A 14,374-nucleotide genomic window follows, 5' to 3' on the forward strand; every position below is an offset into this window, starting at 1 on the left:
CCTAATATGTTTGTTTTCAATCGAAACAAACGAGAGGAGTGTCGTTTGTCGAAGCCGGCATGGTGCCGGTTGGTTGGAGGAGGACTACATGCGTTTATCGTTGAAAATACTGGCCCTGACGGCTGCATTGAGCGCGTCGGTCAGCGGCCACGCGCTTGCGGCTGAAAGCGTCGAGGTGTTGCACTGGTGGACATCGGGCGGAGAGGCCGCGGCCGTGGGCGTTCTCAAGGACGATCTGCAGAAAAAGGGTGTCAGCTGGCAGGATATGCCCGTCGCGGGTGGCGGCGGTGAAGCTGCAACGACCACTCTCAAGGCCCGGGTCGCCGCAGGCAATCCCCCGACGGCTGCTCAGCTGCTCGGAATGGCCGTCAACGAGTGGTCCGAACAGGGTCTTCTCGGCGACTTGACCTCAGTTGCCCAAAAAGAGGGATGGGACAAGGTCGTCCCCGATCAGATCAAGCAGTTCGCCGTTCATGATGGGAAGTGGCAGGCCGTTCCGGTTAACATACATCGGCCTAATTGGCTCTGGATCAACGCCAAAGTGTTCAAGGACAACGGGCTGGAGCCACCGAAAACCTGGGACGAGTTCAACGCGGTTGCGGAAAAGCTCAAAGCCAAGGGCATTACACCCCTGGCGCATGGCGGACAGCCTTGGCAGGACACGACGATATTTGACGACGTGGTTCTCGGGCTCGGCGGCCCGGACTTCTACAAGAAAGCGATCATCGAGCTGGACGAGACCGCGCTCGGCTCGGACACGATGATCAAGGTCTTCGATCAGATGCGCAAGATCCGCGGTTATGTCGATCCGAACTTTTCCGGCCGCGACTGGAACCTTGCAACGGGAATGGTGCTCAAGGGCGATGCTGCAATGCAGCTTATGGGTGACTGGGCCAAGGGCGAAATCGTCAAGGCCGGCATGAAACCCGGCGTCGACATCCTCTGCGTTACCGCGCCAGGAACCGAGGGCTCGTTCCTTTTCAACACGGACTTTCTCGCGATGTTCCCGGTTGGTGCCGACAAGGTCGATGCACAGACCAAACTTGCATCGAGCGTCATGTCGCCTGAATTTCAGCAAGCCTTCAATCTCGTCAAAGGATCGATCCCAGCGCGTTCCGACGTGCCGGGTGACAAGTTCGATGCCTGCGCTCAGAAATCCATGGCTGACCTGAAGACGGCCGAGAAGGCCGGCACCTTGATGGGGTCGCTTGCTCACGGCCACGCGGAGCCTGCGTCGATCCAGCGCGCGATCTTCGACGTCGTGACCCAGCACTTCAACTCGGACATGTCGTCCAAGGATGCCGTGTCTGCGCTGATCAGCTCCATCCAGGCTGCGAAGTAACCAGCTCCTCCCTGCCCCTGCCGTCGAGAGGCGGTGGGGGTATCCTGCAGCGAGGTTGCGCACCCGTCGGAGACGGGACACCAACCTGTTGATTCCGAGCCAGCAGATGTCCTTTTCAAAACGCCTTGGCAAGGTAATGCCAGCAATCGTCCTGTCGCCATCGTTGGCGGTCATCACGGTCTGCGTCTATGGCTTCATCGCCTACACTGCGCTGTTATCCTTCACCGGATCAAAGATGTTCGCCAACTTCACTTTCGTTGGGTGGCGACAGTATGGAAGACTTTTTGAAAATCCCCGATGGATCACTGCCATTGAAAACATGGCGATCTTTGGTTGTCTCTATATCATTGGAGCGACCTGCCTTGGCCTGTTCATCGCCATCCTGATTGATCAGCGGATCCGCTTCGAAGGTGTGTTTCGGGCGATCTTCCTTTACCCGATGGCGCTCTCATTCGTGGTTACGGGCGTCATCTGGCAGTGGCTGTTGAACCCCGGCCTCGGCTTGGAGCACATGATGCGGGGACTTGGCTGGGAGTCTTTTTCCTTTCAGTGGCTGATCGAGCCCGACCGCGCGATCTATACGATCGTCATTGCCGGCGTCTGGCAGGTAACCGGTTTCGTCATGGCGCTTTTTCTCGCCGGCCTTCGCGGGATAGATACCGAGATCCTTCGGGCCGCCCGCATAGACGGGGCGCCCATACACAAAGTCTACACGCGCATCATCATTCCGGCGCTTCGACCAGCCTTCCTCACGGTTTTCGTGATCGAGGCGCATCTCGCCATCAAGAGCTACGACCTTGTCGTCGCGCTCACGAAGGGTGGTCCTGGCGTGTCCACCGAACTTCCATCGACGTTCATGTATTCGATGACATTCACGCGTAACGAGCTCGCGGTCGGCGCGGCTAGCGCGACCGTCATGCTCGTCACTCTGGCAAGCATCATCATCCCCTATCTCTATTCGGAGCTGCGCAATGAGCCTGCGACTTGATGCGGAAAGCGCCGCAATCCTATCGAAGGGCACCGACATAAAAGTGACCCGTGTTCTCGGCCGGGGCTTTATCTATGGATGCCTGATTATCGCAGCCGCGGTTTTCCTGGCGCCCCTTGTCTCCATGATCTTCACGTCCCTGAAAAGCATGGACGAAATCCGGTCCGGCAATATTCTGTCGTTTCCGAAAGAGATCACCTTCGAAGCATGGAAGCACGTCTGGGATTCAGCATGCATCGGCGTTACCTGCGGGGGGCTGAAGGGCTACTTCGGCAATTCCTTCTTGATTGTCGTACCGGCCACATTGCTGTCGGTGGGCTTCGGAGCATTGAACGGGTACATTTTCGCAAATTGGCGGTTTAGGGGCGACAATATCCTCTTCGGCCTCGTCCTGTTCGGCTGCTTCATCCCACTACAGATCGTACTGATCCCGATGGCCGGCCTCCTCGGCCAATTGAAGCTTGCCGGCACGATACCTGGCCTCGTTCTCGTTCACGTCGTTTACGGAATTTGCTTCACGACGATGTTCTTTAGGAACTATTTCGTGACCGTGCCGGCGGAGATATTCAAGGCGGCACGTATCGACGGGGCCGGGTTCTGGGCCGTCTTCTTCCGGATACTGCTGCCGATCTCCTGGCCAATCGTGATGGTGTCCATCATCTGGCAGTTCACGGGGGTCTGGAATGACTTTTTGTTCGGTGTCTCGTTCGCAGCCGGCTCCAGTCAACCGGTGACGGTCGCTCTGAACAATCTGGTCAATACATCAACAGGCACCAAAGCTTACAACGAAGACATGGCCGCCGCGATGATCGCCGCGCTGCCCACCATAATTATCTACGTGGCGGCAGGGCGGTACTTCCTTCGTGGTCTGATGGCCGGTGCAGTGAAGGGATAACGACGATGGCCAACCTGGCGATCAATCATATCAACAAAAGCTTCGGGAGTCTGACGGTCCTGAAGGACATCAACATCTCCATTGAAGACGGGGAGTTCCTTGTCCTTGTCGGTCCTTCAGGCTGCGGAAAATCGACCCTGCTCTCCATTATCGCAGGACTGGACGAGCATACATCGGGCTCGATTACCATCGATGGTAAATCTGTTCAGGGCCTTGAACCGAAGGAAAGGGACATCGCGATGGTGTTTCAATCCTATGCGCTCTACCCGGCAATGACGGTCGAGCAGAACATCGGCTTTTCGCTCGAGATGAGCAAGATGCCGAAAGCCGAACGGGTCGAGCGTGTCGGCAAGGTTGCAGACCTGCTTCAGATCCGCCACTTGCTCAAGCGGCGCCCAGGCCAGCTCTCGGGCGGGCAGCGTCAGCGTGTTGCCATGGGACGAGCGCTGGTTCGCGAGCCAAAAATCTTTCTCTTCGACGAACCGCTGTCAAACCTCGATGCAAAGCTGCGTGTGGAAATGCGCACCGAGATCAAGAAACTGCACCAGCGGCTCGGAGCAACCATCGTCTACGTCACCCACGACCAGATCGAAGCCATGACGATGGCGACCCGGATCGCCGTGATGAAGGACGGCATTCTGCAGCAGTTCGGTACGCCCGAAGACATCTACGATCGGCCCGCAAACGTGTTCGTCGCAACCTTCATGGGGTCGCCGCCGATGAACCTACTCCCCGCCGTAGTCACTTCCGGCTCCCAGAGCCTCTCCATTAAAGGCGCGGATACGACTTTGCCGGTCCCCATGTCAGTCATCGATATGCCTGCGCCCGGCAGGGAGGTGCTTCTGGGCCTCAGGCCGGAATGGATTTCACTGGTGACGGACGGCAACTCCTCCAATCCAACACTAACGCTGCATGTGGATGTCATCGAGCCCACTGGCCCGGACGTGTTCGTGGCCCTGCGCACAGGTGAGCGCGAAATCATGTCGCGCCTGCCCACAGGCACTCCGGTCCGGATCGGAGAGAAAGCATCCTTCGCACTCGACCTGTCAAAAGCAGTTCTCTTCGACGCCGAGACCGGCGTCGCTCTCTAAACACTAACGACCCAAGGACTTACCAATGCCAGCAAAACAGGAAAGACGCCTTCGCGTCGGCGTGCTCGGAGCCGGTCAGATCGCCCAGGCAGCGCATTTCGAAGCCTGCACGAAGGCCGCAAACGCCGATCTCTATGCAATTTGCGATGTCGCGGACGATTTGCGCGAGCGCATGGTGATCACCCACGGTGCGAAAAAATCGTATAACGACTACGACAAGATGCTGGCTGATCCCGATCTCGACGCCGTCATCATCGCAACGGCCGATGCCTTCCACGTTCCGGCCTCGATTCGAGCACTGGAAGCGGGCAAGCATGTCTTATGCGAAAAGCCGGTCGGCGTCACCGTCGAGGAGTGCGTGGACCTTAAGGCCGCCGTCGAAAAATCCGGCAACACCTTCCAAATCGGCCACATGAAGCGCTTTGACGCAGGCCTGCAGGCTGCCAAGTCGTTCATCCGTGACGAGATGGGCGATCTGATTGCGCTGAAGGCTTGGTATTGCGACAATACTCACCGCTACCCAATGACGGATGCGGTGCAGCCACTGATCGTGACCAGCGCACATGCCAAGCGTCCAACCACGAACCCGAAGGCTGATCTTCGCCGCTACTATATGCTGGCTCATGGCTGCCATCTGATCGATACCGCGCGCTATTTCGCCGGCGATATCGTCTCTGTAAACGCCCGGCTTTCCGAGCGCTCCGGCATCTGGTGCTGGTTCGTCGATGTCGAGTTTGCCTCCGGCACACTCGGTCATCTCGATCTGACGGTTCAGGTCCGCATGGACTGGCACGAAGGTTTCCAGATCTATGGCAAGAACGGCAGCATTCTCGGTAAGACGTATAACCCGTGGTACTATAAGTCGAGCGAGGTCGATATCTTCCGTGAGGCAGATGGTGCCACCCACCGCGTTCTCGGCGCCGACGGCCACTTCTACCGCCGCCAGGTCGAAGGCTTCGCGCGCACTATTCTCGACGGTGCACCGATGGAAGGTGCCGACATCAACGACGGGTTGGCCTCGGTCCAGGCGATGGTTGCGATTGCCCGCTCCGCCGAAAGCGGGAAGTCTGTTGCACTTGCCGACGTCACGGGTGGCCTGTGATGAAGCTCGGGATATTTGCAAAGACCTTTGATGGCAACGATCCCGAAACGGTCCTCAAGGCTGTCGCCGCGGCCGGGTTCGTCTGCGCACAATACAACATGGCCTGTTCCGGCCTGCCGTCCATGCCGGAAGATATTTCGGCGGCGCAGGCCAGAGCGGTAAGTGATGCGTCAGACGCGACCGGCGTGGACGTTGTGGCGGTATCCGGCACCTACAACATGATCCACCCTGACCGGGCCATTCGAGCCATCGGTCACGCTAAGCTTGAGACCATTGCACGCAATTGTGCGGGCATGTCCACCGGGCTCATCACGCTGTGCACCGGTACGCGCGATCCTGTCGATCAGTGGAAGGAGCATCCGGATAACAATACGCCAGAAGCATGGCGCGATCTCTTGAAAGCCATGGAAACCGCGGTCGATATCGCCGACCGCTACGACGTCGATCTCGGCATCGAACCGGAGCTTGCCAATGTTGTGAATTCGGCGACGAAGGCTCGCCGCCTCATTGATGAAATAAAAAGCCCGCGCATCAAGATCGTGCTTGACCCGGCCAACCTCTTCGAGATCGCAACCCTTGAAGAGCAGCGCGCGCTAGTATCGGGCGCCGTTGACCTTCTCGCCGATCGCATCGTCATGGCGCATGCCAAGGATCGTAATCCGGACGGCAGCTTCGCGACAGCCGGCAAGGGCGTCCTCGACTACGGCCATTACCTCGGCCGCCTCAAGAGCATCGGCTTTGAAGGTAGCCTGATCACCCATGGTCTGTCGGCAGGCGAAGCGCCCGGCGTCTCGACTTTCCTGAAAAACCATCTACAGGACGGAGCGGCCTCATGAGCAACGCCATCGGCCCCTTCGAAACCTCCGACGGCACGTTGCTGAATGTCGACGCAGCTGGCGAAGGGCAGACCGTCGTCTTCCAGCACGGCCTATGCGGCGATGCTGGTCAGTCGCGCGAGGCCTTTCCGACCGAGCCGGGCCTGCGCCGGATTACGGTGGAGGCGAGGGGCCATGGCCGCTCACAGCCGGGCGGGCTCGACAAGCTGTCGATCGCGACGTTCGCGGACGATATTGCATTATACATTGAACGCAACCTGCAGGCGCCCGTGGTGATCGGCGGCATTTCCATGGGCGCGGCAATCGCGCTGCGACTCGCGGTCAAGCGACCCGATCTCGTCAACGGGCTCGTGATTGCTCGACCTGCGTGGGTTTTGGAGGCCGGACCGGACAACATGGCGCCGAACGCGGAGGTGGGCAGGCTCTTGAGAACCATGCCGCCTGAAGAGGCAAAGGCCGCCTTTCTCGACGGACCGATCGGCCGCCGCCTCGCAACGGATGCGCCTGACAATCTGACATCGCTTGCCGGTTTCTTTTCACGGGATCCGATCGAGGTGACCGCGGCACTCCTGAGCGCGATTTCCGGCGACGGGCCAGGCGTGACGGAAGCTGAGGTTCGCAACCTTGATGTTCCAACGCTGGTGATCGGTCACGAGAAGGACCTGATTCATCCGCTCACCCATGCGCACAAGCTGGCCCGCATCATACCCTGTGCGCGCCTCGTTCAAATAACGCCCAAAGTGGAGAACCGGGAGAAGTATGTTGCCGACTTCCGGCTTGCGATGGGCAACTTCCTGAAGAGTCTGAGACATGAGCAAGCCTGACAAAAACTGGATCGCCAACCTGCCGAGAGACCGATTGATCGCAGAATTTTCCGTGTGGTCGGCCGATCTCGTTCGGCTTGCCGATGATCTCGCGCGTGTGGATCCATTCGTCGACGTCCTGCATATCGATGTCGCCGATGGTCACTTCGCGCCTGCGATGCTCTTCTTCTCTGATCTGGTCGCGGGCGTGCGCAAGGTTTCCTCTCGTCCGATCCATGTTCATCTAATGGTCGCCGACAACATACTGCTGCCGCAGATCGAACAATTCGTCGATGCCGGCAGTGATCTCATCAGCATTCATGTTGAAAACGAAGCGGTGGCTGATGCAGCGATCGATCTTCTGGACCGGCGCGGCGTTGCATCCGGCATGGTGCTGCGGGTCGAGACCCCCGTGGACCGTATCGCCAAATATGTCCCACGCCTGGATTTCGTGACGCTGCTCGGAACGGCCATCGGCGTAAAAGGGCAGGGGCTCGACGAAAGTGCCGGTCCTCGGCTTGAGGAAGCCGGCCGGATCATTGCGGCCAGCGGCGCGACGCACCGCATCGTCCTTGCCGCCGACGGCGGTATCCGTGAGCATACGGTACCGCTGCTGCGTCGGGCAGGCGCCGAGACAGTCGTTCTCGGCTCTCTGGCTTTCAATGCTCCATCGCTTGAAGAGCGGATGGCGTGGCTACGCGCACTCTAACGCACGGTATGAACATGCATCAGATCGCCATCGGGATAGACTTAGGGGGAACGCAGGTGCGTGCGGCCCTCATCGACAAGCACGGCACGATCGTTGCGCGCATGGAGGAGCCGACCGAGGCTCAGGCGGGTCCTGAGCGAGTTCTTTCGCAAATTCACGGCCTGACCGAAAGACTGCTGGCCGCAACCAAGTCTTCCGTGGTCGTTGGCATCGGCGTCTCGACACCGGGTCCGATCGACACCGTCAGCGGCATCGCCAAGGATATTCCAACCCTCTCGGGCTTTGCGGATTTCCCGTTGAAAGCGGAATTGCAAAAGCGCTTTGCCTTCCCCGTAAGCCTCGAGAACGACGGCATTGCCGCAGCGATCGGAGAATGGCAATTCGGGGCGGGCCAAGGGCTACAAAACCTTGTCTACGTTACGGTGAGCACGGGCATCGGCGGCGGTGTCGTCGCGGACGGCCGCGTGGTGCGCGGCCGCAAGGGTATGGCTGCGCACATTGGGCACATGTCGGTCGAGCCCAACGGGGCCCTATGCCCATGCGGTAATCATGGCTGCTTCGAAGCCTATGGTTCCGGCACCGCATTCACCCTGCGCGCCCGGACGCGTGCCATCGGCTGCGTAGAAACGACGCTGGGAAAGAACGGTAGCGAGATCCACGCGCGCGATGTCTTCGCGGCGGCGCGGAACGGCGACGCCCTTGCCAAGAGACTGATTGACGAGGAGGCGGAGATACTCGGCCGCGGTTTTACCAGCCTGATCCACATCTTCAGCCCGGACATCGTCGTCATGGGTGGCGGGATCTCACACGAGTTCGAACGCCTCCAGCCCGGCATCCAGGCCTACATCGGCCAATGGGCAATGCCGGCCTTCAAGGATGTAAAGGTAGTGCGTGCTGCCCTCGGCCAGAATTCTGGCCTGGTGGGCTCGGCTGCGCTTGCCTTCCTAGCGAAACGCCCCGAGGCGGATACCTTCGCGCTTGCTGCGCACCATTGAAAGTAAGAGGGAGAAGATATGCTGACGATTATCAGATTGAGCCTGGCTGATGCCCGCATTCTGATCGAGGGTGCGCGCAGGCGGGCGGAAGAAATTGGGGTGCCGATGTGCATCGCTGTGACGGATGAATCGGGACAATTGATCGCATTCGAACGCATGGACGGCGGCAAGATAACCAGCACCGTCATCGCACAGGACAAGGCTTACACGGCCGCCGGCGCCAAGCGAACAACAGAGAGCTATGGAGATGCGAGCCTGCCAGGCAAGCCGGCCTACGGCATCAACTCGGCCATCGGCGGCCGGCTGCTGGTCGTGGCGGGCGGCATCCCCGTCATCGTCGATGGTCAAGTCATCGGCGCCGTCGGCGTGAGTTCCGGCACGCCCGCCCAGGACAGCGATTGCGCGCAGGCGGGAATCAACCTTTTCCTCCGCAGCGCTTGCGCCTGATGATCGGCTCGTCGCTCAATGCGGATACGAAAAGCATTCGCACGAAAGCGAATTCATTCGGTAATCACCGACCCATTTTCCTCAACGCAGGTTTGTTCCATAAATCCGACTATGCCGGATCGGATGCCTAAGTCATTGATAATGTGGAATGCGACGCGAAAACAGTGGTTCGATTCCTTTCAAGAGCTTTGAAGGAATCGGTGCCCCATGTGTGGCGGATGAGTTGGAATGTCCTCTGTCTGGCAAAGTAGAAATGTCCGCCTTGGCTACCATACGGCACGGCGACCAGCCCCGATCTGAGCGGCTGATCCGGTTGCAAGATCAGATCGGGGCGGGTGAGGTGCACCTCTTCGGCTTTAGCTTTGAGACTATGTGGTCGATGAGCTACTCGGTAGCCTGCTGCCGCGACAGCGCTTTCTCACGGCGGGCAATCACCACCGGATCGTTCATGAAATCCGTCCGCGGTCCCGGCTTGCGGCCTCGCGGTGTGTAGCCGATCTTTTCGCTGTTGGTCTTCACTTTCGGCGACGGTAATTGCTCCTGGCGCTCCTTGATATAGGCTAGCACATCGCCCAATCGCTTATTCTCCGTGATCGCCGCATGCGTCACCCGCTGGTCCTTGTCGAAGGTCCTGTAGGGTAGGGAATGCCCCTTCCACCGCACATCCAACCGGCCATCCGCATAGGCATAGGTCTCGACATAACGACCCGCCAATCCGCGCGTCACCTCGGTCTCCTCCAGCATGATCCGCTGGCGCTCAAACGAAAACGTCAGTTGCGATCCGACATAGCGCTGCTCGCGCTTGCACAGGATCTCTTGCAATCGATCCGGCGCCAGATTCATCGGCCGGTGCAGGTCTTCCGACCGGGCAGGGACGATTGCGAAGCGTTGGTTATAGTGCTCCATGAAGCCCGGCAAAAACGCATTGCCGGTCTCCATATCGCGGATGCCCGCCAGCCGTAATTCCTTGACCAACCGATCCTGCAGCGTCCGGTTCATCCGCTCGACACGGCCTTTAGCCTGACTCGAATTTGCGCAGAGAATCTCGATGTTTAGCTCGCAAAGCGCACGCCCGAACTGGGTCATGCCCTGACCGCCTTTGGCATCCTTCTTCGCCACCCGGAACACTGAATGCTTGTCGGAATAGAAGGCAACCGGAGCACCATGCGCCTTCAGATAGAGCGCCAGCGCCTCGAAATAGCTGAAGGCGCTTTCCGAACGCACGAAGCGCAATTGCATCAATTTGCCCGTCGCATCGTCGACGAATACCAGCAGCGAGCAAGGCGGCCCGCGATCCTCGAACCAACGGTGCTCGGAACCGTCGATCTGCACCAGCTCGCCATACGCCTCGCGTCGCAGTCGTGGCTGATGAAACGTTCGGCGCTGCTTGCGCGACAGCCACAATCCGGCCTCCACCATCCAGCTGCGCAACGTCTCGCGCGACACACGCAATCCATCTCGCTCGGCAAGCTTCTCGGCGGCCAGCGTCGGCCCGAAGTCTGCATAGCGTTCGCGAACCAGCGTCACCGCGTAATCGCGAACACCATCGCTGATCCGATTGTTCGACGGTCGGCCGATCGCCTTATGCCGGATCGACGCGGCACCGCCAGTGCGCATCCGCTCCAGAAGACGGCGGACCTGGCGCGTACTCAGATCAAGCACATGCGAAGCCGACACTACGGTCATCCGACCGTCGACCACCTTCGACAAAATCTCGATCCGCTGCAAATCGCGCTCGCTCATCGCAATCAATCCCATCCGCAATCTCCCAGGTCATCAAACCCGGGGAGAGTGACATTCCAACTTTGCAGAAACAGGACACTTCAACTTTGCGGCTACACCATGTAAAACGTTATAAATAATTATGAAATCTACGCGACGAGCCTATAGGTTCGCTTGGATGCTTACAGGCTGTGCTGATTACGGCCTTCTGAGAGGAACGACCTTCGACGATGTTTCGGACACGTCGGCAATTGGATGGCCGTCGTCGTCACGAGCGCGCATTTTTCGATCTCCCCGCTCCAAGCCGCCGGAAACCGTCTCGCCGAAGTAGCGGGCAGGTGTCGTTCCCAGTATTCGTCTGAACATCGAAATGAATGCGCTGACACTTCCATAGCCGAGATCGTTTGCGATGTTTGTGACCAACTCGCCGCGCGCGAGACGCTGTAGCGCCAATCCGATATGCAGTTGTTGGCGCCAGCGAATGAACGACATGCCGGTTTCACGCTGGAACATACGACTGAGTGTCCGGTTGCTCGCGCCCACTCGAGCGCCCTACTCGTCGATGGTGAAGCGCATCCCTGGATTTTCGATCTTCGATTCCGCCAGGCGCCGTAACCTTCTGTCGATTGGCATCGGCAAGTGGATCGGTTCGAGGGGCGCTGAGGCCAGTTCGTCGAGCAGGACCGAAACAAGCCGCTTCTCGCGCTCGCGATCTATTTTCGTCGGCGGTGATTCCGTATCAAAGCGCAGAATGAGCTCGCGTAGGAAGGGTTGTACAAACAGGATGCCGCAATCTGGATCAAGCGAAGCGGCCAATACCGGATCGACATAGAGGCTTCCGATCTTGATATGGCCGGCGACCCGCCCGGCGTGAGAAACGCCGCTTGGTATCCACAAGCCGCAATGGGGGGTACTGTCCAGATGAGCCGCGATGTGCAGCGCTAGGCAAAGGCGATTATCGCGGTCCTCGAAGAGCTGATCACGACGTCTTGGTTGGGGCTTCTGCCTGCCTTAGCGTCGTCATTGAATCGGGTGTGGGTAGATTGATCACCGCGATCAAGCCCCGCGGAGTGGCATTTTCGAGCGTCAGGTACCCGAAATGGCTCTCGACAATGTCCTTGACGATTGACAGCCCGAGCCCAAAGCCGCCTCGGTCGTTGCGCGCGGTATCGATTTTGTAAAAGGGCTCGAGAACATCGGTTTGGAATTCGACGGGAATTCCTGGTCCGTCATCGGTCACGCTGATCGAGACAGCACGGCCCGGTCTGACGTGAAGCTCGACTTTCACGTGGCTGGCGAACTTGGTTCCATTATCGATGAGGTTGGCAATGGCTCGTTTGAGTGCGTGAGGGCGACATGGATAGGCAAAACGATCAGGGCCGCTGTAGGTGACAGCATAGCCCATATCAGCGAAATCATTGCAAGCAGTGTTGATCAAGCTTGGAAGGTCTGCCCTCAGTTGGATTTCCTTCGACGTGTCTTTTCTGAGATAGACTAACGTTTCCTCAACCATCAGGGCTAAGGCGTCTATATCGGAAAGCAGCGCCTCGCGGAGGGAAGGCTCTCTGGAACGCTCGGCTCTGAGACGCAATCGCGTCAATGGCGTTCGAAGATCGTGGCTTATGGCGCGCAACATGCGTGTGCGTGCTTCGATCAAGGCACGAACGCGGCTCCGCATGTCGTTCAGCGACTTTGCGAGCGTGCGGATTTCTGGAGGCCCTTTCTCCTCGAAGGGTCGCTCGGGACCTTTGTCTGGATCGAGGTCCCGTGCTGCCTGCGAAAATCGCGAGAGCGGCGAGGCGATCATGCGGCTTCCATAAAGCGACAGCAAAATCACCGGTACGAACATCGCCATCGTGGCGAGAAAATCGCTGATCTCACGATCCGTAATGCGCGAGTCAGGCAATGCAAATGGAAGGGTAAACGAAAGGGCGCGGTCGTGATCCAATCCGACGATCAGTTCCTGCTGCGAGGCGCTATTAGCCGAGGGCGGACGCAGTTTTATATCGGTGGCCGGCGAGAGATTGTTCTCGATCTCCGCGCGAAAGTTGCCAATATCGTCCGTTGGTTCGGAATCGTACAGCCCGCTGGCCGGTATCTCCTCAACCCGAAGCCCAGATCGGGTAACAGCGGCAAGCAGCGTCGCCTTTTGTTCTTCCGTTGGCGCCGAGCGCACCATATCAACCACGAACTCGATGCGCATTGCCAGGGAACGCGCTTGCGAGACGCTTTCCGGCTCCTTGATCGTCAGATGTTCACTCACGATGCCGAGGATCGCAAACAAAGCGACCGGCCCGACAGCGAGAAGGGCGATCTGTCGGTGAATTGACCCCGTAAAAAACCGGCACACCATTCCTGTTCCTCTTGTTGAGGTCGGCACACTGTAAGTTCGCTTTGGCTCATACCCAAGCATATCTGTCGCAAAGGAGTGCAGATGTCAGCTTGGATTATGTTTTTTCTGTTGCTGATCGACTTGCCGTCAACGCCGCCGGCTTCCCGAGAACAGAACGGTAGCTCCGTCTCACGAGGGCTGCAATGCATCGGCAACGGCACTTTCCAGCGTCGTTGTCGGCCGTCCAATCAATTTTGAGAGGGTCGCACTGTCATCTCGAAGAAGACCGGACCGCAAGCCTTTCGCATTGGTTTCAGCCAACATGGACGCAAAACCAGCAGGCATACCAACGCCTTGAAAAAACGCGGCCAGTTCTGATTCGCTCACGTCTCGGTAACGAAGCGGCTTGCCGCTCTGGCGAGCGACCTCGTCCACAAGATCAGTGAGCGTATACGACTGATCGCCCGCAAGCTCATAGGTCTGATCAGCAAGACGCGGCGCAAGCAAGGCAACGGCTGCGGCGTCCGCCAGGTCAGTTCTCGAGGCCCAGGAAATCCGCGCGTCGCCAACGCTGTCGAGCAAAATGCCGTGACGCAGCGCGGCAACGGCTGCACGTGTATGATTGTCCCAATACCAGCCGTTGCGCAGGATGGCAAAGGGTATGCCGATGCTTCGGATCAAATCTTCCGTCGCCTTGTGGTCCTCGGCAATTGGCAGGTTCCAATTATCAGCGTGAAGAAGACTCGTATAGGCAAGATGCTTCACGCCGGCTTGTTTTGCAGCGTGAACGACATTCGCGTGTTCCACGGTGCGCATTCCGAAATCGGAGCTGCTTGAGATTATAAGCAGCCTTTCAATACCGTTGAACGCGGATCGAAGTGCGTTAGGATCATTATAGTCCGCAGTGCGGGCTGTAACGCCGAGATCCGCCGCACGAGCGGAATTGCGCACGACCGCGACGATATCCGACGACGGCATCATCTGACGCAAACGGTTAATGACTTTGTGGCCCAGCTGGCCGGAGGCGGCGGTGACGGCAACAAGCATCTTGGCGTTCCTATTTGAAGTGAAGTTGGATTAACGATTCGCTGTCAGGCCGACGAGCATTATTG

At 58.6% G+C, this 14,374-nt stretch carries 15 protein-coding genes; 10 read left to right on the forward strand and 5 right to left on the reverse strand.

What is annotated here, in order from left to right; genetic code table 11:
• Window positions 1–88: 88 nt before the first annotated feature.
• From DQ393_RS29925 to DQ393_RS29970, 10 genes are all read left to right on the forward strand, one after another.
• On the forward strand, window positions 89–1,342 hold the full coding sequence (locus DQ393_RS29925; RefSeq protein ID WP_112345334.1) for an ABC transporter substrate-binding protein: 1,254 nt from the start codon (window positions 89–91) through the stop codon (window positions 1,340–1,342).
• A gap of 106 nt (window positions 1,343–1,448) precedes the next feature.
• Entirely contained in the window at window positions 1,449–2,330 is an 882-nt protein-coding gene (locus tag DQ393_RS29930; protein ID WP_112345335.1) for a carbohydrate ABC transporter permease, read from the forward strand.
• Window positions 2,314–3,225: a carbohydrate ABC transporter permease gene (locus DQ393_RS29935; protein WP_112345336.1), complete on the forward strand. Its 912-nt coding sequence runs from the start codon at window positions 2,314–2,316 to the stop codon at window positions 3,223–3,225. The genes DQ393_RS29930 and DQ393_RS29935 overlap by 17 nt, the downstream gene beginning before the upstream one ends.
• Before the next feature lie 5 nt (window positions 3,226–3,230).
• Window positions 3,231–4,316 carry an ABC transporter ATP-binding protein gene (locus tag DQ393_RS29940; protein ID WP_112345337.1) on the forward strand — a complete coding sequence of 362 codons (1,086 nt, stop codon included), beginning with the start codon at window positions 3,231–3,233 and terminating at the stop codon, window positions 4,314–4,316.
• Between the two features lie 25 nt (window positions 4,317–4,341).
• Window positions 4,342–5,418 (forward strand): Gfo/Idh/MocA family protein, encoded by a 1,077-nt coding sequence (locus DQ393_RS29945; protein ID WP_112345338.1) that lies wholly within the window; start codon window positions 4,342–4,344, stop codon window positions 5,416–5,418.
• Window positions 5,418–6,254 carry a sugar phosphate isomerase/epimerase family protein gene (locus DQ393_RS29950; protein WP_112345382.1) on the forward strand — a complete coding sequence of 279 codons (837 nt, stop codon included), beginning with the start codon at window positions 5,418–5,420 and terminating at the stop codon, window positions 6,252–6,254. The genes DQ393_RS29945 and DQ393_RS29950 overlap by 1 nt, the downstream gene beginning before the upstream one ends.
• Window positions 6,251–7,078, forward strand: a complete 828-nt coding sequence (locus DQ393_RS29955) for an alpha/beta fold hydrolase (protein ID WP_112345339.1) — start codon at window positions 6,251–6,253, stop codon at window positions 7,076–7,078. The genes DQ393_RS29950 and DQ393_RS29955 overlap by 4 nt, the downstream gene beginning before the upstream one ends.
• The gene (locus tag DQ393_RS29960; RefSeq protein WP_112345340.1) at window positions 7,065–7,766 is read left to right on the forward strand and encodes a ribulose-phosphate 3-epimerase; all 702 of its coding nucleotides are present in this window, start codon (window positions 7,065–7,067) and stop codon (window positions 7,764–7,766) included. The genes DQ393_RS29955 and DQ393_RS29960 overlap by 14 nt, the downstream gene beginning before the upstream one ends.
• Window positions 7,767–7,780: 14 nt before the next feature.
• Window positions 7,781–8,761, forward strand: a complete 981-nt coding sequence (locus tag DQ393_RS29965; protein ID WP_112345383.1) for an ROK family protein — start codon at window positions 7,781–7,783, stop codon at window positions 8,759–8,761.
• A gap of 18 nt (window positions 8,762–8,779) precedes the next feature.
• Entirely contained in the window at window positions 8,780–9,208 is a 429-nt protein-coding gene (locus DQ393_RS29970; protein WP_112345341.1) for a GlcG/HbpS family heme-binding protein, read from the forward strand.
• Window positions 9,209–9,592: 384 nt separating this feature from the next.
• Here DQ393_RS29970 and DQ393_RS29980 read toward each other — a convergent pair whose 3' ends face one another.
• The 5 genes from DQ393_RS29980 to DQ393_RS30000 all read right to left on the reverse strand — a co-directional run bounded on the left by DQ393_RS29980 (window position 9,593) and on the right by DQ393_RS30000 (window position 14,309).
• A complete protein-coding gene (locus tag DQ393_RS29980; protein ID WP_112345343.1) occupies window positions 9,593–10,966 on the reverse strand; it encodes an ISNCY family transposase in 1,374 nt (457 codons plus the stop codon).
• Window positions 10,967–11,128: 162 nt separating this feature from the next.
• Window positions 11,129–11,443 (reverse strand): helix-turn-helix domain-containing protein, encoded by a 315-nt coding sequence (locus tag DQ393_RS33970; RefSeq protein WP_245430501.1) that lies wholly within the window; start codon window positions 11,441–11,443, stop codon window positions 11,129–11,131.
• Between the two features lie 39 nt (window positions 11,444–11,482).
• A complete protein-coding gene (locus DQ393_RS33975) occupies window positions 11,483–11,827 on the reverse strand; it encodes a hypothetical protein (protein WP_245430502.1) in 345 nt (114 codons plus the stop codon).
• An 82-nt stretch (window positions 11,828–11,909) separates the two neighbouring features.
• Window positions 11,910–13,343, reverse strand: a complete 1,434-nt coding sequence (locus DQ393_RS29995) for an ATP-binding protein (RefSeq protein WP_112345344.1) — start codon at window positions 13,341–13,343, stop codon at window positions 11,910–11,912.
• Window positions 13,344–13,451: 108 nt separating this feature from the next.
• Window positions 13,452–14,309: an NAD(P)H-binding protein gene (locus tag DQ393_RS30000; protein WP_112345345.1), complete on the reverse strand. Its 858-nt coding sequence runs from the start codon at window positions 14,307–14,309 to the stop codon at window positions 13,452–13,454.
• Window positions 14,310–14,374 lie beyond the last annotated feature (65 nt).

The sequence above is a fragment of the Martinezella tropici genome, from assembly GCF_003287875.1.
Classification (GTDB): Bacteria; Pseudomonadota; Alphaproteobacteria; order Rhizobiales; family Rhizobiaceae; genus Rhizobium; species Rhizobium tropici_C.